This window comes from Nonomuraea sediminis (assembly GCF_018531495.1).
Lineage (GTDB): Bacteria > Actinomycetota > Actinomycetes > Streptosporangiales > Streptosporangiaceae > Nonomuraea > Nonomuraea sediminis.
On record NZ_JAHDTI010000010.1, the window covers coordinates 449,788 to 470,316 of the forward strand.

Consider the following 20,529-nt stretch of genomic DNA (forward strand, 5'->3'; position numbering starts at 1 on the left):
CCGCGGGGACGAAGTCAAGGGGTGATCACCTCCAGAGGGATGGGCTTGATCTGGTCGCGGACCGTCTCGAAGGCGATGGTCGGGTCCGGCACGCCGGGCGCGTTGACGAACGTGACGAAACGGCGCAGCTTGTCGGGGTCGTCGAGGGTGGCTCGCCACTCGTCGGCGTAGCCCGACACGTGTGCGGCCATCTGCGCGTCCAGGTCGGCGCAGAGGCCGAGGGCGTCGTCGATGATCACGGACCGGAGGTAGTCGAGCCCGCCGTCCAGGTCCTCCAGCCAGGCGGCGGTGCGCTGGAGGCGGTCGGCGGTGCGGATGTAGAACATCAGGAAGCGGTCGATGGTCCGCACCAGCTCCTCGGTGGTCAGGTCCGTGGCGAGCAGGTCGGCGTGGCGGGGCTTGAAGCCGCCGTTGCCGCCGACGTAGAGGTTCCAGCCGTGCTCGGTCGCGATCACGCCGAAGTCCTTGGACCTGGCCTCGGCGCATTCGCGGGCGCAGCCGGACACGGCCGACTTGAGCTTGTGCGGCGAGCGCAGCCCCCGGTAGCGCAGCTCGAGCGCGATGGCCAGCCCGACGGAGTCCTGGACGCCGTAGCGGCACCAGGTGGAGCCCACGCACGACTTCACGGTGCGCAGCGCCTTGCCGTAGGCGTGGCCGGACTCGAATCCGGCGTCGACCAGGCGACGCCAGATGTGCGGCAGTTGTTCGACGCGGGCGCCGAACAGGTCGATCCGCTGCCCGCCGGTGATCTTGGTGTAGAGACCGAAGTCGCGGGCGACCTCGCCGATCACGATGAGCTTGTCCGGGGTGATCTCCCCGCCGGGTATGCGCGGGACGACCGAGTAGGTGCCGTTGCGCTGGAGGTTGGCCAGGAAGTGGTCGTTGGTGTCCTGCAGCGCGGCCTGCTCGCCGTCCAGGACGTGACCGTTGCCGAGCGAGGCCAGGATGGAGGCGACGGTGGGCTTGCACAGGTCGCAGCCCCTGCCGCGGCCGTGGGAGGCGATCAGCTCCGAGAAGGTGGTGATGCCGCGGACCCTGACGATGTCGTACAGCTCGGCCCGGCTCTGGTCGAGGTGCTCGCACAGCGCCTTGCCGACGTTGACGCCGCCCTCGACCAGCAGCCGCTTGAGCATCGGCACGCAGCTGCCGCACGAGGTGCCCGCCCTGGTGCAGGTCTTGACCGCCTGGACGTCGTTCAGCCCCTGCGCCGTGATGGCCTCGACGATGTCGTCCTTGGTGACGTTGTTGCACGAGCAGATCAGCTCGCCGGGCGCGGAGGCGAACAGCAGCTCGCTGGGGTTGGCGGGCAGCGGCTTGCCGACGAGCGGCTTGAGCGTCTGGTACGGCGTGGCGTCGCCGACGCAGATCCCGCCGAGCAGCGTCCTGGCGTCGTCGGAGACGAACAGCTTCTGGTAGACGCCGCCCACCGGGTCCAGGTAGGTCACGTCGAGCGCCCCTGCCATGGCGCCGAACTGGGCGACGTCCACGCCGAGCAGCTTGAGCTTGGTGGACAGGTCGGCCCCGGCGAACTCGGCGTGCCCGCCCATGATCCGGTCGGCGGCGATCTCGGCCATCTCGTAGCACGGCGCGGCCAGGCCGTACACCATGCCCTGGAACAGCGCGCACTCGCCGACGGCGTAGACGCGCGGGTCGGAGGTGCGCAGGCCGGAGTCGACGGTGATGCCGCCGCGCTCGCCGACGTCGAGCCCGGCCGCCCTGGCCAGCTCGTCGCGCGGCTTGATGCCGGCGGAGAACACGACGACCTGGGCCTCGATGGCGGTGCCGTCGTCGAGGACGACCTGGCCGGGTTCGACGCGGTCCAGGCGGCGCCCGGCGTGGACGCTCAGGCCGAGCGTCTCGATGAGGCCCTTGAGCACGGCGCCGCCGCCCTGGTCGACCTGGCGCGGCATCAGCCACGGGCTCAGCTCGACGATGTGGGTCTTGAGCCCGAGCCCGCGCAGCGCGTCGGCGGCCTCGAGCCCGAGCAGCCCGCCGCCGACCACGACCCCGGCCGTCGAGCCGTGCGCGGCCGCCTTGATGGCGTCCAGGTCGTCGATGGTCCGGTAGACGAACGCGGACGACGCCCCGGGCACGGGCGGCACGAACGGCGCCGACCCGGTCGCCAGCACGAGGACGTCGTACGGCACGGCGGCGCTTTCGGTGCGCACCATCCGGGAGGCCCTGTCGATCCCCACCACGCGTGCGCCCAGGCGGACATCTGCTGAAATTTCGTCAAACGTGAGTTCCGAGAGCGGTGTGCCCGTCAGGTACGACGTGAGCGCCACCCGGTCGTAGGCGGGGCGTGGCTCCTCCCCCAGCACCGTGATCGAACCCTCGAACCCTCTCGACTCCAGGGTCGAGACCAGCCGGTGCGCCGCGGGTCCGTTTCCGACGACGACGACGCGGGTCATGCCGTCACCCCTTCCTGATCGCACAGCCAGCCGACGATGCCCTCGACCGCGTCGCGGCAGGTGCCGCAGCCGGTCGTGGCCCTGGTCGCGGCCGCGACGGCGGCCATGTCCCTGGCGCCCGCCTCCCAGCAGGCGCGGATCTCCCCCTTGGTGACGTTGTTGCAGTGGCAGACCTTGGCCGCGTCGGGCATCCGGACGGGCGTGTCGGCCTGCGCGGCTCCGGCGAGGCCGGGGAACAGCAGGCCGGCGCGGTCGCCGGGCACGCTGAGGCCGCGGTCGAAGAGCTGGGTGAGCGTGCCGACGGCGTCGCTCTCGCCCAGCAGGATCGCGCCGACCAGGCGGTCGTCGCGGATGACGAGCTTGCGGTAGGTGCCGGCGGCGCGGTGGGTGAAGCGGACGACCTCGGCGTGCTCCTCGCCCAGGTGGGTCTCGCCCATCGCGGCCAGCTCGACGCTGCGCGCCTTGAGCCGGGTGACCAGGCGCGATCCGCGGTAGCGGGCGGGGCGTCCGGTGATGACGTCGGCGACCACGGCGGCCTGCTCCCAGGCGGGGGCGACCAGCCCGTAGACGGTGCCGTCGTGCTCGGCGCACTCGCCGATCGCGAAGACGGCCGGGTCGTCGGTGCGCAGCTCGTCGTCGACGACGACGCCGCGCCGTACCTGGAGTCCCGCGTCGGCCGCCAGCCCGGTGAGGGGGCGCACGCCGCAGGCGAGCACGACGACGTCGGCGCCGACCAGGTCCCCGTCGGCCAGCGCGACCCCCTCGGGGTGCACGGCGGTGACCTTGACGCCGGTGCGGACCTCGACGCCGACGCCCGCCAGGGTCTCGCCGAGCACGAGGCCCGCCTCGGGGTCGAGCTGGCGCTCCATCAGATGGTCGGCCAGGTGCAGCAGCGTGACGGGCAGACCGCGCCCGGCCAGCCCGCGGGCGGCCTCGATGCCGAGCAGGCCGCCCCCGATGACCGCCGCCCGGCGGCCGGGGAGCGCCTCGGCAAGGATGCGGTGGCAGTCGTCCAGGGTCCTGAACGGCAGCGCGCGCTCGACGCCCTGGATCGGCGGCACCACGGGCTCGCTGCCGGTGGCCAGGACGAGCACGTCGTACGGCTCGCGCCGCCCGTCCTCGGCGATCACGGTGCGCGTGTCCCTGTCGAGCCGGGTGACGCGGACCCCGGTGACCGCCTCGACGCCGTGCTCGGCGTACCAGGAGGGGTCGAGGAGCCGTACCTGGCCGGGCCCCGAGCTCCCGGCCAGGACGTTCGACAGCAGGATCCTGTTGTACGGCGGAGCGGTCTCGGCGCCGAACACGGTGATCCGCATGTCCCGGTCCCTGGCGCGCACCTCGGTCACCAGGCGCGCCCCTGCCATGCCGTTGCCGACCACGACGAGCCTCATGCGACCTTCTCCAGCCGCACGGCGCACACCTTGAACTCGGGCATGCGCGAGACCGGGTCGAGGGCGGGGTTGGTGAGCCGGTTGGCGCCCTCCCAGTGGAACGGCATGAACACGGTGTCGCGCCGGATGGCGTCGGTGACGCGGGCCACGCACTCGGCGGCGCCGCGGCGGCCCGACACGCGCACCAGGTCGCCGGGCGCGATGCCCAGCTGCCCGGCCAGGTCGGGGTGGAGCTCGACGAACGGCTCGGGCGCGGCCTCGAGCAGCGGCCCGATCCTGCGCGTCTGCGCGCCCGACTGGTAGTGGGCGAGCACCCGGCCCGTGGTCAGGTAGATCGGATACTCCTCGTCCGGTTCCTCGGCCGCGGGCCTGTGCTCGACGGGCACGAACCGCGCCCTCCCGTCGGGGGTGGCGAAGCGGTCGAGCATGGGACGCGGCGTGCCCGGCAGTCCCTCGTCCGGGCACGGCCAGAACACGCCGCCCTCGGCCTCGATCCGCTCGTAGGTGATGCCCGCGTAGTCGGCGACGCCGCCCGCGCTGGCCCGCCGTAGCTCGTCGAAGACCGCGCGGGGCTCGGAGGGGAAGTCGTGGCCGAGCCGCCGCGCCAGGCCCGCGATGACCTCCAGGTCGCCGCGCACCTCGGCGGGCCGCTCGAGGGCCTGACGGCGCAGGATGACCCTGCCCTCCAGGTTCGTCATGGTGCCGGTCTCCTCGGCCCACTGCGTCACGGGCAGCACCACGTCGGCCAGCGCCGCGGTCTCCGAGCCCACCACGTCGGCCACGACCAGCAGGTCCAGTGACCGCAGCCGGTCGGCGATCCGCGAGGAGTCGGGCGCCGACACCACCGGGTTCGACCCGAACACCAGCAGCGCCCGCGGCCCGCCCGCGGTTCCCAGCGACTCGAGCAGCTCGTAGGCCGAGCGGCCCGGCCCCGGCAGGTCGTCGGGTGGGACGCCCCACACCGACGCCACGTGCGCGCGGGCGGCGGGGTCGTCGATGCGCCGGTAGCCGGGCAGCTGGTCGGCCTTCTGCCCGTGTTCGCGCCCGCCCTGCCCATTGCCCTGCCCGGTCACGCACCCGTATCCCGACCCGGCACGGCCGGGCAGGCCGAGCGCCAGCGCCAGGTTGATGAAGGCCGTGACGGTGTCGCTGCCCTTGGCGTGCTGTTCGGCGCCCCGCCCGGTCAGGATGTACGCCTTGTCAGCATTTTTCAGGAGGCGTACGGCTTCGCGCATGCGGGACACGGGCACCCCGGTGATCCGCTCGACCCGTTCGGGCCACCAGGAGGACACCGACGTGGCCACCGCCTCGAATCCGGACGTGCGCGCGCCGATGTAGGCCGAGTCGGCCAGCCCCTCGGCCAGCACCAGGTGCAGCAGCCCGAGCGCCAGCGCCAGGTCCGTGCCCGGGGTCGGCTGCAGGTGCAGCGCCGCCAGCCGCGCGGTCGGGGTCCGCCGGGGGTCCACCACGATCAGCCGCGGCAGCCTGCGGACGAACGGCGGCATGGTCTCGGCCACGTTCGCGCCCGCGAGCAGCGCCACGTCGGCCTCGGCCAGGTCGGAGGTGGGGAACGGCATCCCGCGGTCCATGCCGAACGCGCGGATCGAGGCCGCGGCGGCCGACGACATGCAGAAGCGGCCGTTGTAGTCGATCTGGCTGGTGCCCAGCGCGACCCGGGCGAACCTGCCGAGCAGGTAGGCCTTCTCGTTGGTGAGCCCGCCACCGCCGAACACCGCGACGGCGTCGGGCCCGTGCGCGGCGCGCAGGTCCCTCACCCGGTCCGCGACGTGGTCCAGGGCCGCGGACCACGACGCGGGCCTGCCGTACAGCAGGGGTGTGGTCAGGCGCGAGCCGTTGGTCAGCAGTTCTCCCGCGGTCCAGCCCTTCTGGCACAGTCCTTGGTCCGAGGTGATCTCCACGCGGCCGTCCCGCAGGGCGACGCCCATGCCGCACTGCAGGGCGCAGTACGGGCAGTGCGTCATCACAGGCGCGGTGCCGGGCGGTGAGATCACGGCATCGATAGTGCTTTCGGGTGGTTTCACCCCTGGGTCCCTTCTGTTACCGCTGTGTTAGACCCTCGCCTCGGCCAGGCGGGGCGCGCCGGCCGTGCGGACGTAGCACCACCAGGTGATCGCGAAGCAGGCGACGTAGAACGCGGCGAAGGTCAGCAGGGCGGTGGCGGGGCTGCCGGTGGCCGCGAAGGACATGCCGAAGCCGCGGTTGACCAGGAAGCCGCCGAACGCGCCGACGGCCGAGATGATGCCGACGGCGGCCGAGGCCTGCCGCTTGCCCTCCTCGACCCGGTCGGGCCCGGCCAGCGCCAGGAAGATGGCGGGGATCATGCGGTAGGTGGAGCCGTTGCCGACGCCCGCGGTCAGGAACAGCAGCTGGAAGGTCAGGAAGAACATCCAGAAATTTCCGGACGTGGTGGCCGCGCCGACGAGCGCCACCCCGACGGCCATCAGCGCGAAGTTCCACAACGTCACGCGCGCCCCGCCGAGCCGGTCGGACAGCCACCCGCCCAGCGGCCTGATCAGCGACCCGAGCAGCGGCCCGGCGAAGGCCACCGCCTGCCAGGGCGCCCCGGGGAACAGCGACTTGGCCAGCAGCGGGAACGCCGTGGAGTAGCCGATGAACGAGCCGAACGTCCCCACGTACAGCAGCGACATGATCCAGGTCTGCGCGTTGCCCGCCACCGCCAGCTGCTCGCGCGGCCGGGCACGGGCCACCGACAGGTTGTCCATGAACAGCCACGCGCACGCGGCCGCCACCACGATGAGCGGCACCCAGAACCAGCCCGCCCAGGCCAGCCCGAACGCCCCGATCACCAGCGGCAGCACCAGCTGCACCGAGCTGACCCCGATGTTGCCGCCCGCCGCGTTCAGCCCCAGCGCCGAGCCCTGCCGATCCCTGGGGTAGAAGTAGGTGATGTTGGCCATGCTGGAGGCGAAGTTCCCGCCGCCCACCCCGGCCGTCGCCGCGATCACCAGGAACAGCCAGTACGGCGTGCCGGGATCGCTGACCGCCACGCCGAGCAGCACGGCGGGCACCAGCAGCAGCAACGCGCTGACCACGGTGAAGTTGCGCCCGCCGAACCTGGCGGGCCCGAAGGTGTAGGGGATGCGCAGCGCCGAGCCCACCAGGTTCGGCAGCGCCACGAGCCAGAACAGCTGGTCGGTGGAGAAGGAGTACGAGCCGAGCTTGGCGGCCACGATGCTCCACAGCGTCCACACGGTGAAGCCGAGATGCTCGGCCAGGATGGAGAACAGGAGGTTACGCCTGGCCACGGTCTTGCCCGTGGTCTGCCAGAAGGCCGGGTCGTCGGGGTGCCACTGTGCTATCCATCGGGTCATGCCGCCGACGGTAGGAAGCGGCGGTTACGCACGCTGACGTTCTGTGACCGTGCGGGCGTTACATCTGCCTCACCGGCGTAACAGGCAATGCATGTGTTTCACCGCGGCAACATGAATTTAACGATTGCGGTCGCCGGCCTCGGGAAACTTTTTCAGTGACACGTCGTGACGTTTCGGGGAGTTGCGTGTGACGGTCCGGGCGATCCGTTTGTTCAGCGATCCGGTACTCCGCTCGGTGGCGGAACCGGTCAAGGAGTTCGATCGGGAACTGCGGGGGCTGGTGAAGTCCCTGACCGCGACGATGCGCGCGGGCGGCGGCCGCGCCGGGCTGGCCGCGCCTCAGGTGGGCGAGCCCGTGCGGGTGGTCGTCTACTCCTACGACGGCAAGTCGGGGCATCTGGTGAACCCGCGCCTGGAGCTGTCGGCGCGGCGGATCACCGCCGACGAGGCGTGCCTGTCGGCGCCGGGCCTGTGGTGGCCGCTGGAACGCTCCTTCATGGTGCTGGCCCGCGGCCTGGACATGTTCGGCAAGCCCGTCAAGGTGCGGGCGCTGGGCGTGCTGGCCAGAGTGCTGCAGCACGAGGTGGACCACCTGGACGGGGTCCTGTTCAGCGACCACCTCGAAGCCACCGAACGCGAGCGCTTCCTGGCCGCCGCCCTCCCCGCCGGTTGAGCGCGGGGAGGCCGTACGGTCTGCCTAGAGCGCGACGCCCAGCAGGGCGTCGGCCAGGTCGCGCACCAGGGCCGGGGCCGTGGTGTCGGAGCCGCCGCCGGCGAGCGCGCGGTCGGCCCAGTCGTCGATCGCGGCCAGCGCGCCGGGAGCGTCCAGGTCGTCGGCGAGGCGTTCGCGGACGGTGGCCAGCACGTCCTCGGCCGCGGGCCCGGACTCGAGCGCGGCGGCCGAGCGCCAGCGGGCCAGGCGGGCCTCGGCGGCGGCCAGCTGGCCGGGGGTGTACTCCCAGTCCGAGCGGTAGTGGTGGGCCAGCAGCACCAGCCGGATCGCCATCGGGTCGTGCGCGTCCCGCAGCTTGGACACAAAGACCAGGTTGCCCTTGGACTTCGACATCTTCTCGCCGTCCAGCGCGACCATGCCCGCGTGGGTGTAGAAGCGGGCGAAGGGCCACTCGCCGGTGGCCGCGTGCCCCTCGGAGGCGCCGCACTCGTGGTGCGGGAAGATCAGGTCGGTGCCGCCGCCCGCCACGTCGAAACCGGCGCCCAAGTTGTCCAGCGCGATCTGGGTGCACTCGATGTGCCAGCCGGGGCGTCCCCGCCCGAGCGGGGAGTCCCAGGCAGGCTCGCCGGGCCGCTCGGCCCGCCACAGCAGCCAGTCGAGCGGGTCGCGCTTGCCCGGCCTGTCGGGGTCGCCGCCGCGCTCGGCGAACAGCTCCAGCATCTCCTTCTCGGAGTAGCCGGACACCTCGCCGAACTTGGGCGCGGTCGCGCGGCTGAAGTAGATGTCGTCATCGACTTGGTAGGTGTACGGGGCCAGGCGCTCGATCAGCTCGGCGACCTGGACGACGACCTCGGTCACGCCGACGTACTCGCGCGGCGGCAGGATGCGCAGGGCCTCCATGTCGGTGCGGAACAGCTCGATCTCCCGCTCGGCCAGCGCCTGCCAGTCGATGCCGGTCTGCTGTGCCCGCTCAAGCAGCGGGTCGTCCACGTCGGTGGCGTTCTGGGTGTAGTGCACCTCGTGGCCGCCGTCGCGCCAGACCCGGCCCACCAGGTCGAAGGCGAGGTAGGTGTTGGCGTGGCCCAGGTGGGTGGCGTCGTAGGGCGTGATGCCGCAGACGTACATCCTGGCGGTCGGCCCCGGATCGGTCCCCCTGACCTGCCTGGCCGAGGTGTCGTAGAGCCGCAGCGGCACGCTCTGACCGGGGAGCTTGGGGACGTTCGGGGCAGGCCACGATCTCATGCTTGGAGCCTATCCAGCTCGGCGAAGTCGTATGACATGCCACCTTCGTCCATCGTGATCATCATGGCCGCCAGGGAGGCGTAGACCCGGCCGTCGGGCATCTCGTGCCGGACGATCAGCGCCGCGGGGTCGTCGCGGGGTTCGACCCTGGTCTGGGCCAGCCAGTCGGCGGACGTCTCGAAGACCGGGTCGACGGGCACGATCCCATCGTTGACGATCTTGGTGATGCCCGGCGGGAGGTCCTGGCGGCTGAGCCGTTCCCCGTCCCAGGAGTACAGGGTCGCCTGGGAAAGGTCCGCGATGAGCAGATGGAACGGGTCGTAGCGCGAAGTCTCGACATCCGGCATGGTCCCTGTGGCGGCGGCCGTCAACGGCAGGCCGCCGCGGGAGATCCTGGTGGCCTCGGGCGCCGGGGTTCCCCGCCCGTTCAGCACGGCGGCCACACACCTGGCCGCGGAGTCGACGGCCAGCCACGTGCCGCCCGCCTTCAGATCACGCCCGGCCAGGATCCCTGGATACTCGGGCCAGTACTGGCCCGGGCCCTCCCAGGGCCGGTCGGTGAGCTCGTCACGCACCGCCAGGAGGGTCAGCGGCTGCCCGGTCCTCACGATCACCGTACACACAAGGCAAAGAGTACTTAACCCACTCAGATGGGTGGCCACGGGATGGCCGGCCAGTCCTCGGACGGGTAAGGGTGGACGCCGGTGTCGAGCAGCCGCCTGACGCGCGACCATGTGGCCTCGACCTCCGCCAGGGTGAGCAGCTCGCGCAGCCGGCGGCCGAGCGCGCCGTCCTCGATGTCGCGCTCGAGCTTGGCCAGCATGGTGACCGCCTCGCGCGCCAGCGGCTTGCCGCGCCACTGCCACAGCACGGTGCGCAGCTTGTCCTCCGCCGAGAAGCACACGCCGTGGTCGACGCCGTAGACGTGGCCGTTGGGCATCGGCAGCAGGTGGCCGCCCTTGCGGTCGGCGTTGTTGACGACCGCGTCGAAGACCGCCATCCGGCGCACGACCGGGTTGCGGCTGCGCACCAGGCGCATCAGGTCGATCTCGCGCTCGGTGTCGATCCACAGCTGGCACATGCCGGGACCGAAGGGGCCGTCGCGGTAGACGGTGGGAGGGACGATGCCCCAGCCGGTCGCCTCCGACACCTCGAACGCGGCCACCTCGCGGGCGGCCAGGGTGCCGTCGGGGAAGTCCCACAGCGGACGCTCGCCGCGCACCGGCTTGTACACGCAGGCGGCGCTGCGCTCGCCGAGCGCGATGGAGCAGTAGAGCGTCATGTTGGTGGCCTCGACCAGCCGGCCCGCCACCTCCAGGCGGCCGTCGCGCAGCAGTTCGAGCGCCCCGTCGTGCACGACGGAAGGGGGCGACGGCCGGACGGCGGGCTCGCTCTCCGGGGCGCTCACGAGGCCACTTCACCTCCGCGGTAACCGTTGAGCCGCACACACACGTGACCCCCGGGGTCCAGGGGCTGGCCGCACAGCGGGCACGGCGGCCGTCCCGCCGCGACGATCCGGAGCGCGCGCTGGGTGAAGGCCCTGGCGGCCCCCGCGCTGATGCGCACGCGCAGCACGGCGGGCTCGATGGCCTCCTCGTCCTCCTCGTCGAGGATCTCCTGCGCCTCGATGACCACCTTCGAGGATTCCTCGTCCCAGGCGAGTGCCATCGTGCCCACCTTGAACTCCTCGTCGACGGGCGCGTCGAGCGGACCGTCGTCGGTGAGGTCGGCGGGCGCGATCGCGGGCACGTGGGCGGTGCCTCCACTCAGGCGCAGCACCTCGTCGAGCAGCTCGTCGAGCCTGCCCGCGAGCGCTGCCACCTGCAGTTTCTCCAGCGCCACCGTGGTCAGTCTGCCCTCGGCCCTGGCCTGCAGAAAGAAGGCTCGCGCCCCCGGTTGCCCCAAGGCACCGGCCACGAACCTCTCCGGTGGGTCGTAGTCGAAGACCGGCATAGCCTGACCTTACGTGGTTCCTGCTCCTCCGCCGACAGCGGCATCGCTCCCGGTGATGTTTTCTCCCCCGTCTTTCTCCTCCGAATCCTCGGGGAGGCGCAATTCCCCCATATCGTTAAGTTTGAGAACAAAGGGACGCAAGGGGGCATAGCGAATCACCGTGAGGGCCGCAGGATCGGCGGTTATCCGCTGAAATTGATCGAGGTGGAGCCCCAGCGCGTCCGCCACGATGGCCTTGATCACGTCGCCGTGGCTGCAGGCCAGGTATACAGCCTTCTCCCCCAGGCGTTGATTCCAGTCCCGGACGGCGGCCACGGCCCGGTGCTGCATATCGGGCAGGGACTCCCCTTCCGGAAATGTCACGGCACTGGGGTGGGCCTGGACGACCCGCCAGAGCGGATCCTCCGCCAGTTCCTTCAGCGGGCGGCCGGTCCAGGCGCCGTAGCCGCACTCGACGAGCCGGTCGTCGGTCTCCACGGCCGCGCCTCGGGTGGCGGCGACCGCCTGCGCGGTCTCCTGACAGCGTTCCAGGGGGCTGGACACGATGGCGTCGAGCCGCACGCCCTTGATCCTCTCGGCCAGGGCCTCGGCCTGCGCACGTCCCGCCTCGCTCAGATGCACTCCGGGGGTACGGCCGGCCAGCACGGGACCCGTCAGGTGGGTGAGGCCGTGCCGGACGAGCAGCAAGGTGGTCATCCCGTAAGTGTCGCAGGCGTCTATCACGGCGTTTCAGCAACCCGGGCGGTACCCTGGCGGGATCATGGAGCAGCGCTATGTCGGCCGGAGCGGACTGTCGGTGTCCCGACTCGGACTCGGCACGATGACCTGGGGGCGTGACACCGACGCGGACGAGGCGGCGGCCCAGCTGCGCACCTTCGTCGAGGCGGGCGGCACGCTCGTCGACACGGCCGACGTCTACACCGCCGGGGACGCCGAGCGGCTGCTCGGGCGGATGCTGCGCGACTCGGTGCCGCGCTCGGAGCTGGTGATCTCGACCAAGGCGGTGGTGACGCCCGCGGGGCGCAGGCCGCGCGACGCCTCCAGGCGCCACCTGATCGCCGCGGTGGACGCCTCGCTGGCCCGGCTCGGGCTCGACTACGTCGACGTGTGGCAGCTGCACACCTACGACGCCGAGGTGCCGCTGGAGGAGACGCTCGCGGCGCTGGACGCCATCGTGACCTCGGGCCGCGCCGTCTACGCCGGGGTGTGCGACTACGCCGGCTGGCAGCTGGCCGCGGCGGCGATCACCCAGCAGTGCACCCCGGGGCGGGTGCCGATCACCACGGCCCAGGTGGAGTACTCGCTGCTGGCCAGGGAGCCCGAGCGGGAGCTGCTGCCGGCCGCGGCCCACGTCGGCGCGGGCGTCATGGCCTGGTCGCCGCTGGGGCGCGGGGTGCTGACGGGCAAGTACCGCACCGGGATCCCGGCCGACTCGCGGGCGGCCACGCCGCACTTCGCCGACTTCGTCGGGCCGTACCTGGACGAGCGCAGCCGCCGCGTCGTGGAGTCGGTGATGACGGCGGCCGACGGGCTGGGCGTCTCACCGCTGGCGGTGGCCCTCTCGTGGGTGCGCGACCAGCCGGGGGTGGCCTCGGCGATCATCGGCGCACGTACGCATGCCCAGCTCAGCGGCGCTCTCCTCGCCGAGGACGTGCTGCTTCCGATCGAGATCCGCGAGGCCCTGGATGACGTGTCCTCACTCGACTGAAATCGAACGAGAGTCCAACTCGCGTATCACTAGTCGATACCGAATCGCAACTTTGGCAGGAAAACCCCTGCGTTCCCCCCGGGATGTCCATAAAGATTCTCTCCTGAAGCGATGCGGGAGGGGACGGATGCGGAGCAGGACCGCGATCTCGGCTGGGGTTCTCGCCATGGCGCTGTCGGCGATCCCGGCACTCGCGACGGCGGCGGCAGCTGAGGCCCGCGACTGCAGCCGGGGCGGCGGGCTGCTCTCAGGTGTGACCAACGGGCTGTGCGACGTGGTCGGCGCCGTCACGGGCACTGTCGACAACCTCACGGGCGACTCGCTCAAACCGGTCACCAAGGGGGTGGACGGCGCCACGGACGGCCTGCTCGGCACCGTGGGCCAGGTCGCGCCGACCGCCTCGGCCAAGCCCGCGCCCACGACCCGCAAGGGCGACCTGCTGCCCGACGCCATCGGGCCCGTGTGCCTGCCGGTGCTGGCCTGCGGCGACCAGGGCGTGCTCAACACCCTGACGCCCAAGCCGACCGCCTCGGACCCGGCCACCGCCAAGCCCTCCCCCACGGCCTCGCCCCGGCACAGCCACCGCCAGGACACGCAGGTGCTGCCTACCGAGGCGCCCACGATGCCAGAGAGCCAGCCGTACCTGCTGGACACGACCGAGCAGCCGGTCAAGGACGACCCGACGGCGGACCCCGACCAGCCGCGCATCGACCTGCTGTGGCCCAACCCGTACGCGCAGGAGCTCATCTCGCCGCTCAACGACCAGCGCGTGGTGCGGCCGGTCTCGCCGGCCTCGGACGTCATCGGGACGACGCTCACGGTGGCGCTCCTGCTGTCGGCGGTCGCGGCCACCCGCATCGTCCAGCAGCGCCGCCAGCGCACCGAATCCATCCCCTTCGAACGCCGCACCACCACGGGCCGCCATCGCCTCGCTCAGAGGCTTTCCTAGCCGTTCCTAGGCTTTGTCTGTACGGCGAGCCACCGCCACCGGCCGCCCGCCATACTTCGGCTGGGGGCCCGCTCGCGGCGCTTCCGGCGAGTCGATGACGGTCGCCCGCCGCCACGGCGCTCCGTAAGGCGGGCACCACGGTCCCGCTTCCCCGCCGTACATGGCGCCGACCTCCGCCGTACATCATCCCGCCGACCCGGCGCCTGGAGGCCCCCTGCCGTGGTGCCTGGAAGCTCTGCCGTGGTTGCCTGGAAGCTCCGCTGTGGGTGCCTGGAAGCTCTGCTGCGGGCGCGTGAGGCGGGTCGTGGGCGGTGAGCTATGGGTGGGTGCCGGGGCGCCATGCGGGGCGCGGGTGAGGCCACGACGTATCGATCCCGGGCACTCCCTGGCGCCGGGTCGGCGGGGTGTGGGACGGCGGTGGGCGGCGCCCTGCGCGGCGGGTGGCCGAGGGCCCTGGTGCCCGGGTTATGGGGCGCCGTGGCGGCGGGGAGTGTCACCGACTCGCCGGAAGCGCCGCTCGCAGGCCCTCAGCCGAAGTGCGGCGGGCGGCCGGTGGGGGCGGCCCGCCGTACGACAGCAAAGTTGAAAAGGAAGTCAGGCGCCAATGGCGTGGACGCCGCCGTCGACGTGGAGGATCTCGCCCGTGGTGGCGGGGAACCAGTCGGACATGAGGGCGACGCACGCCTTGGCGGCCGGGATCGTGTCGGACAGGTCCCAGCCGAGCGGCGCCTTGGCGGGCCAGCTGTCCTCGAACTCCTTGAAGCCGGGGATCGACTTGGCGGCCATCGTGCGCAGCGGCCCGGCGGCGACCAGGTTGACGCGGATGCCCTGCTTGCCCAGGTCGCGGGCGAGGTAGCGGTTGGCGGACTCGAGCCCGGCCTTGGCCACGCCCATCCAGTCGTAGACCGGCCACGCCTTGCTCGCGTCGAAGTCGAGGCCGACGACCGAGCCGCCCTCCTTCATCAGCGGCAGGCAGGCGACCGCGAGGGACTTGAAGGAGTACGTCGAGACGTGCAGGGCCGTGGCGACGTCCTCCCAGGTGGTGTTGAGGAAGTTGCCGCCCAGGGCGGTCTGCGGGGCGAAGCCGATGGAGTGGACCACGCCGTCGAGGCCGTCGACGTGCTCGCCCACGCGCGCGGCGAGGGTGTCGAGGTGCTCGGTGTTCTGCACGTCGAGCTCGATGACCGGCGGCGTCTGCGGCAGCCGCTTGGCGATGCGCTCGACGAGGCTGAGGCGGCCGAAGCCGGTCAGCACGACCGTGGCACCCTGCTCCTGGGCCAGCTTGGCCACCGAGAACGCGATCGAGGCATCGGTGAGCACGCCCGTGACGAGGATGCGCTTGCCTTCGAGGATTCCCATGTCAGTGCCCCATTCCCAGTCCGCCGTCGACGGGGATCACTGCCCCGGTGATGTAGGAGGCGTCGTCACTGGCCAGGAAGCGGACGACGTGTGCGATCTCGTCGGGCGAGGCCTGCCGCCCGAGCGGGATGTTCTTGATGATGGCCTCGGAGTCGAGATCGGCCGTCATGTCGGTCTCGACGAAGCCGGGCGCCACGATGTTGACCGTGATGCCGCGCGAGCCGTACTCGCGGGCCAGGGAGCGGCCGAAGCCGACCAGCCCGGCCTTGGAGGCGGCGTAGTTGGCCTGACCGGCCTGGCCCGACAGGCCCACGACCGAGGAGATGAGGATGATGCGGCCGCGCTTGAGCTTCATCATGGGCCGGATGGCGCGCTTGGCGACCCGGTAGGCGCCGGTGAGGTTGGCGTCGATGACGTCGGTGAAGGTCTCCTCCTTCATCATCGCCAACAGCGTGTCCTTGGTGATGCCGGCGTTGGAGACGAGCACCTCGACCGGGCCGTGCTCGGCCTCGACCTTGGCGAAGGCCGCGTCGACGTCGTCGCTGCTCGTCACGTCGCAGCGGACGCCGAACAGGCCCTCGGGCGGCTCTCCCGATCGGTAGGTGACCGCGACGGAGTCGCCTGCCGCGGCGAGTTCACGGGCGATCGCGAGGCCTATGCCGCGATTGCCCCCGGTGACGAGTACAGAGCGTGCCATGGCACCAGACGCTATCTGCTACCCGCCGGTAGCCGCTTGTCCGGGGGGTACAAGATCACAGGGTTAGGATCGTGGACATGCGCCAGATCGACCCCGATTTCCTGGAGCTGCCGCTGCGGCAGCTGGCGGACGCCGCCCTGCAACGAGCCCGTGACCTGGGAGCGGAGCACGCGGACTTCCGGCTCGAACGCGTCAGAGCGGAGACGCTGTCCCTCTACGACACCCGGCTCGAGGGCGCCATGGACGCCGACGACCTGGGCTACGCGGTGCGCGTGGTCAAGGGCGGCACCTGGGGGTTCGCCGCCGGGATCCACCTGACGCCGGAGGCCGCCGCGGCGGTGGCCGAGCAGGCCGTCCGGGTGGCCGAGGTGAGCTCGCCGATCAACAGGGAGCCCGTCGAGCTGGCGCCCGAGCCGTCCTACGCCGAGGCCGTGTGGGTGTCGTCCTACGAGGTCGACCCGTTCGAGGTGCCGTCGGCGGAGAAGGTGACGCTGCTGGCGGACTGGTCGGCCGGGCTGCTCAAGGGCGCCGACCACGTCTCGGCCCGCCTCATGCAGGTCAAGGAGCAGAAGTTCTACGCCGACACGGCCGGTACGGTGACCACGCAGCAGCGGGTCCGCCTGCATCCCAAGCTGAACGCGATGAAGGCCTCGGGGTCCGGGTTCGACGACATGTCCACGATCGCGCCGCCGGTCGGCCGCGGGTATGAGTACCTGACGGGCACCGGGTGGGACTGGGCCGCCGAGCTGGCCCAGCTGCCCGAGCTGCTGGCCGAGAAGCTGGCCGCGCCGTCGGTCGAGGCGGGCGACCACGACCTGGTGATCGACCCGTCGAACCTGTGGCTGACGATCCACGAGTCGATCGGCCACGCCACCGAGCTCGACCGGGCGCTCGGCTACGAGGCCGCCTACGCCGGCACCAGCTTCGCCACGTTCGACCAGCTCAACGAGCTGGTGTACGGCTCGCCCGTGATGAACGTGACCGGCGACAGGACCGTGGAGCACGGGCTCGCGACGATCGGCTACGACGACGAGGGCGTGGCGGGGCAGGGCTTCGACATCGTGCGCGACGGCGTCCTGGTCGGCTACCAGCTCGACCGGCGGATGGCGCTGATGAAGGGCTTCGGGCGCTCCAACGGGTGCGCGTTCGCCGACTCGCCGGGGCACACGCCGATCCAGCGGATGGCCAACGTGTCGCTCAAGCCCGCCCCCGACGGTCCCTCGACCGAGGAGCTGATCTCGCGGGTGCGGCACGGGCTCTACATCGTGGGCGACAAGTCCTGGTCGATCGACATGCAGCGGTACAACTTCCAGTTCACCGGGCAGCGCGCCTACCGGATCGTGGACGGCGAGCTCGCCGGTCAGGTCAGGGACTTCGCCTACCAGGCGACGACGACGGACTTCTGGCGGTCGATGGAGGCCCTGGGCGGGCCGCAGACCTACGTGCTCGGCGGGGCCTTCAACTGCGGCAAGGGCCAGCCCGGCCAGGTCGCGCCGGTCAGCCACGGCTGCCCGTCGGCGCTCTTCCGCGGCGTCCGGATCCTCAACACCGTGCAGGAGGGTGGGAAATGACGCCTCAGGAGATGGTCGAGCGGGCGCTTGAGCTGTCGGGTAACGACGGCTGCGTGGTGCTGGTCGACGAGGACTCGACGGCCAACCTGCGCTTCGCGGGCAACACGCTCACCACCAACGGCGTGGCCCGCTCCGCCCGGCTCACCGTGATCTCGATCGCGGGTGAAGGCGTCGGGGTCGTGTCCCGCGCCGCCGTACGGCCCGAGCAGGTCGCGGATGTGGTGGCGGAGGCCGACGCGGCCGCCAGGCAGGCGCGGCCCGCCGAGGACGCTCGACCGCTCGTCGAGGGCGTGCCCGCTTCCCCGCACTGGGACGCTCCCGTCACGCCGACCGACATCGAGGTGTTCCAGGGGTTCGCGCCCGCGCTCGGCGAGGCGTTCGCCGCCGCCGAGGCGGGCGACAGGAAGCTGTACGGCTTCGCGGAGCACTCGCTGACCTCCACCTTCCTCGGCACCTCGGCCGGGCTCCGGCTCCGGCACGACCAGCCCACGGGCCGGCTCGAGCTGAACGCCAAGTCGGCCGACCTGAAGCGCTCGGCGTGGACGGGTGTGGCCACCCGCGACTTCTCCGACGTGGACGTGGCCGCGCTCGACTCCTCGCTGGCCCAGCGCCTCCAGTGGGCCAAGACGCGCATCGACCTGCCCGCGGGCCGCTACGAGACGCTGGTGCCGCCGAGCGCCGTGGCCGACCTGATGATCTACCTGGCCTGGTCGGCGGGCGCCAGGGACGCCCTGGACGGCCGCTCCGTCTTCGCCAAGCCCGGCGGCGGCACCCGGGTGGGCGAGCGGCTGGCCACGCTGCCCGTCACGCTGTCCAGCGACCCGGCGGCTCCTGGGATCGAGTGCGCGCCGTTCGTGGTCGCGCACGCCTCCAGCCGCGCCAACTCGGTCTTCGACAACGGCCTGCCGCTGCAGGCGACCGACTGGATCTCCGAAGGCACGCTGACCGCGCTCACCCAGACGCGGTACTCGGCCGAGCTCAGCGGGCTGCCGGTGACGCCGGACATCGACAACCTGCTCATGCGCGGCCCCTCCGGCGGGCGCTCGCTCGAGGAGATGATCGCCTCGACCGAGCGGGGCCTGCTGCTGACCTGCCTGTGGTACATCCGCGAGGTGGACCCGCAGACGCTGCTGGTCACGGGGCTCACCCGCGACGGCGTCTACCTCGTGGAGCACGGCGAGGTCGTGGGCGAGGTGAACAACTTCCGCTTCAACGAGAGCCCGGTGGACCTGCTCGGGCGCCTGACCGAGGTGGGCGCGAGCGAGCAGACGCTGCCACGGGAGTGGAACGACTACTTCACCAGGACCGTGATGCCGGCCGTACGGGTTCCCGACTTCAACATGTCGACGGTGAGCCAGGCCAGCTGAGCCCGCGTCACCCGACGACCACGTCCTCGCGACTTCCCACCTCGACGGTCGCGAGGCCGTGGTCGATCGCTGTCAGGCGTCCTCGAGGCGGAAGCCGACCTTCAGCCCCACCTGGAAGTGGGCCACCTCGCCCCCTTCGATGTGCCCGCGAACCTCCGTGACCTCGAACCAGTCCAGGTGGCGCAGCGTCTCCGAGGCCCGCCGAACTGCGTTGCGAATGGCCTGGTCAACGCTCTCCCCCGAGGTCCCGACTATCTCGGTGACCCGATACGTTCGATCTGTCATCTCCGGATCCTCCTTACTCGAAGGCCATGATCGCATGACCCCTGCCGTCGCGCTGGAGCGCCGTCGCACGCTGCTCGTCCGAGGTCTACGGTGGAAGACATGAAGGGGTGGCGCAGGAAGCCCGACGTCCACCGCGTAACGGACGCCAAGCCTTCCCTGAGTGCGGACATCCACAAGCGTGAGATCAGCTACCTCATCAAGATGGGCATCCGCACGATCTGCCTGATCCTGGCCGTGGTGGTGCCCCTGCCGTGGCCGTACCGGCTGCTCTTCATCGCGGGCGCGGTCTTTTTGCCATACATAGCCGTAATCGGGGCCAATGAGAGGGGGAAGGATGCCCCTGCCCCGACCTTTGATAGCCCGGAAGCTAACCAAAGCGAGATACCGCACCACCGACGCGAGATCGGGTCGTGACTAAGTCTTGACGCATCCCACGGGTTGTAGGTGTACGCTCTAGGCATAGCGCTCCGGTCCCCCGTCGGAGTGCTGGTGCCGGCGTTCCGGGCCCCCGTCGGAACGCCGATGAAGCGACGCCGGGTGGTTTGCCCCCGTAACCACCCGGCGTCGCCCTTTTCCCGGGAACATCATTGTCTTGGACTGCATGTCCGATAGCGCTGCCCTAGTTGGATAGGGCCGCTTTCCCGAAATCGTTTACATCGCGTTCCTGTAGAAATTCACAGGAAATCTTCAGGTTCGATGCCGGGGTTGACAGCAGGAGTTCATACGAGTGTCAGTCGTCGGTCAACGTCTCGGTCGTGGCGCGCTCCCAGTTGGCGGCGAGCGTGGTCAGGCGGGCGATGGCGTCCTCGGGCGCGGTGCCCGCACCCTGGGCCAGGCCGAGCAGGTAGGCGGTCAGCGGCGCGGCGGGCCGTGCCACGCCGTGCGCGACCTCCTTGGTCAGGTCAAGGATCGCGTCCCTGTCCACCCGGGCGGGGTCGATGCCCAGTTCCTTGCAGGCCAGCGCGGTCCACTCGGCCAGTACGTTCATGTGAGCCTCCTCGAGATCGTCCTCAGTGTCGCAGTCGAACCACGGCCTGCCCGTGAGCGCCACCCGCGCGGGTTCCAGCGGCCCGAGCAGACCTCGCAGCGACTGGCCGGCATAGCCGTCCAGCGCCCGCCGCAGCGTCTCGGAGCGCCACACGCCCGCCAGCCACTGCTCGCGTCCCTCGTCGTCCACGAGTACGGCTCCCGCGCCCGCGTGAGCCGCCTCCCGCAGGGCCGCCACGTGGGCGGGGCGCAGGAACGGCAGATCGCCGGCCAGCAGCGCCACCCACTCGGCCGCCACCTCGGCCATGGCCGCCCGCAGCGCGGGCACGGGCCCCGAGCCCGGCGGGTCCTCGCGGACGAAGCGGACGGCGGGCAGGTCCCGCTCGGGCCCCGCCACGATCACGCGCCGAGCTCCGGGGACGGCGGCCACCACCCGTTCCACCAGTGACCGCCCGCCGACCGTCAGGCCGGGCTTGTCCACCCCGCCCAGCCGCCGGGCTCGTCCCCCTGCCAGGATCACCGCGTCATACGCCACGCCGCCCACCCTAAACACCCTCCGGTTCACCCGGCGGCCACCTGCCCA

The 20,529-nt window shown here is 71.5% G+C and carries 19 protein-coding genes; 6 read left to right on the forward strand and 13 right to left on the reverse strand.

The window, feature by feature from the left end; genetic code table 11:
- Positions 1 to 14: 14 nt before the first annotated feature.
- The 4 genes from nirB to KIK09_RS36750 form a co-directional block, all read right to left on the reverse strand.
- Complete coding sequence (nirB, locus tag KIK09_RS36735; RefSeq protein ID WP_214324043.1) at positions 15 to 2,411, reverse strand: nitrite reductase large subunit NirB; 2,397 nt, start codon at positions 2,409 to 2,411, stop codon at positions 15 to 17.
- Entirely contained in the window at positions 2,408 to 3,802 is a 1,395-nt protein-coding gene (locus KIK09_RS36740; RefSeq protein ID WP_214324044.1) for an FAD-dependent oxidoreductase, read from the reverse strand. The genes nirB and KIK09_RS36740 overlap by 4 nt, the downstream gene beginning before the upstream one ends.
- The gene (locus KIK09_RS36745; protein ID WP_214324215.1) at positions 3,799 to 5,784 is read right to left on the reverse strand and encodes a molybdopterin oxidoreductase family protein; all 1,986 of its coding nucleotides are present in this window, start codon (positions 5,782 to 5,784) and stop codon (positions 3,799 to 3,801) included. Before KIK09_RS36745 ends, KIK09_RS36740 begins: the two co-directional genes overlap by 4 nt.
- Positions 5,785 to 5,871: 87 nt before the next feature.
- Positions 5,872 to 7,155: an MFS transporter gene (locus KIK09_RS36750; protein ID WP_214324045.1), complete on the reverse strand. Its 1,284-nt coding sequence runs from the start codon at positions 7,153 to 7,155 to the stop codon at positions 5,872 to 5,874.
- 187 nt (positions 7,156 to 7,342) lie between these two features.
- Here KIK09_RS36750 and KIK09_RS36755 point away from each other — a divergent pair, with 187 nt between their 5' ends.
- A complete protein-coding gene (locus KIK09_RS36755) occupies positions 7,343 to 7,828 on the forward strand; it encodes a peptide deformylase (RefSeq protein WP_214324046.1) in 486 nt (161 codons plus the stop codon).
- 24 nt (positions 7,829 to 7,852) lie between these two features.
- Here the strand turns inward: KIK09_RS36755 and mshC are convergent, their stop codons facing one another.
- Genes mshC through KIK09_RS36780 form a run of 5 tightly spaced genes read right to left on the reverse strand, consistent with a single transcriptional unit; the run spans position 7,853 to position 11,719 of the window.
- Positions 7,853 to 9,070, reverse strand: a complete 1,218-nt coding sequence (gene mshC / locus KIK09_RS36760) for a cysteine--1-D-myo-inosityl 2-amino-2-deoxy-alpha-D-glucopyranoside ligase (protein WP_214324047.1) — start codon at positions 9,068 to 9,070, stop codon at positions 7,853 to 7,855.
- Positions 9,067 to 9,684 carry an NRDE family protein gene (locus KIK09_RS36765; RefSeq protein WP_308164524.1) on the reverse strand — a complete coding sequence of 206 codons (618 nt, stop codon included), beginning with the start codon at positions 9,682 to 9,684 and terminating at the stop codon, positions 9,067 to 9,069. Before KIK09_RS36765 ends, mshC begins: the two co-directional genes overlap by 4 nt.
- A 32-nt stretch (positions 9,685 to 9,716) precedes the next feature.
- A complete protein-coding gene (locus KIK09_RS36770) occupies positions 9,717 to 10,478 on the reverse strand; it encodes an SCO1664 family protein (protein WP_214324049.1) in 762 nt (253 codons plus the stop codon).
- Positions 10,475 to 11,023 (reverse strand): DUF3090 domain-containing protein, encoded by a 549-nt coding sequence (locus KIK09_RS36775; protein ID WP_214324050.1) that lies wholly within the window; start codon positions 11,021 to 11,023, stop codon positions 10,475 to 10,477. Before KIK09_RS36775 ends, KIK09_RS36770 begins: the two co-directional genes overlap by 4 nt.
- 9 nt (positions 11,024 to 11,032) lie before the next feature.
- Entirely contained in the window at positions 11,033 to 11,719 is a 687-nt protein-coding gene (locus tag KIK09_RS36780) for a histidine phosphatase family protein (protein WP_214324051.1), read from the reverse strand.
- Between the two features lie 64 nt (positions 11,720 to 11,783).
- Between KIK09_RS36780 and KIK09_RS36785 the strand changes: the two genes are divergently transcribed.
- Together KIK09_RS36785 and KIK09_RS36790 are read left to right on the forward strand one after the other, a co-directional pair.
- On the forward strand, positions 11,784 to 12,731 hold the full coding sequence (locus KIK09_RS36785; RefSeq protein ID WP_214324052.1) for an aldo/keto reductase: 948 nt from the start codon (positions 11,784 to 11,786) through the stop codon (positions 12,729 to 12,731).
- Positions 12,732 to 12,858: 127 nt separating this feature from the next.
- Positions 12,859 to 13,680, forward strand: coding sequence for a hypothetical protein (locus KIK09_RS36790; RefSeq protein ID WP_214324053.1), 822 nt, complete (start codon positions 12,859 to 12,861; stop codon positions 13,678 to 13,680).
- Between the two features lie 594 nt (positions 13,681 to 14,274).
- Here KIK09_RS36790 and fabI read toward each other — a convergent pair.
- Together fabI and KIK09_RS36800 are read right to left on the reverse strand one after the other, a co-directional pair.
- Complete coding sequence (gene fabI, locus KIK09_RS36795) at positions 14,275 to 15,039, reverse strand: enoyl-ACP reductase FabI (RefSeq protein WP_214324054.1); 765 nt, start codon at positions 15,037 to 15,039, stop codon at positions 14,275 to 14,277.
- Between the two features lies 1 nt (position 15,040).
- On the reverse strand, positions 15,041 to 15,736 hold the full coding sequence (locus KIK09_RS36800) for a beta-ketoacyl-ACP reductase (protein WP_214324055.1): 696 nt from the start codon (positions 15,734 to 15,736) through the stop codon (positions 15,041 to 15,043).
- Between the two features lie 77 nt (positions 15,737 to 15,813).
- Between KIK09_RS36800 and KIK09_RS36805 the strand changes: the two genes are divergently transcribed.
- Positions 15,814 to 17,307 (forward strand): TldD/PmbA family protein, encoded by a 1,494-nt coding sequence (locus tag KIK09_RS36805; protein ID WP_214324056.1) that lies wholly within the window; start codon positions 15,814 to 15,816, stop codon positions 17,305 to 17,307.
- A complete protein-coding gene (locus KIK09_RS36810) occupies positions 17,304 to 18,674 on the forward strand; it encodes a metallopeptidase TldD-related protein (RefSeq protein ID WP_214324057.1) in 1,371 nt (456 codons plus the stop codon). Before KIK09_RS36805 ends, KIK09_RS36810 begins: the two co-directional genes overlap by 4 nt.
- A gap of 72 nt (positions 18,675 to 18,746) precedes the next feature.
- Here the strand turns inward: KIK09_RS36810 and KIK09_RS36815 are convergent, their stop codons facing one another.
- Positions 18,747 to 18,959: a dodecin gene (locus tag KIK09_RS36815; RefSeq protein WP_214324058.1), complete on the reverse strand. Its 213-nt coding sequence runs from the start codon at positions 18,957 to 18,959 to the stop codon at positions 18,747 to 18,749.
- 99 nt (positions 18,960 to 19,058) lie between these two features.
- On the opposite strand from KIK09_RS36815, the gene KIK09_RS36820 reads away from it, so the two are divergent.
- Positions 19,059 to 19,373, forward strand: coding sequence for a DUF3099 domain-containing protein (locus tag KIK09_RS36820; RefSeq protein ID WP_214324059.1), 315 nt, complete (start codon positions 19,059 to 19,061; stop codon positions 19,371 to 19,373).
- A gap of 316 nt (positions 19,374 to 19,689) precedes the next feature.
- Here the strand turns inward: KIK09_RS36820 and KIK09_RS36825 are convergent, their stop codons facing one another.
- Complete coding sequence (locus KIK09_RS36825) at positions 19,690 to 20,481, reverse strand: NTP transferase domain-containing protein (protein ID WP_308164526.1); 792 nt, start codon at positions 20,479 to 20,481, stop codon at positions 19,690 to 19,692.
- Between the last annotated feature and the right edge of the window lie 48 nt (positions 20,482 to 20,529).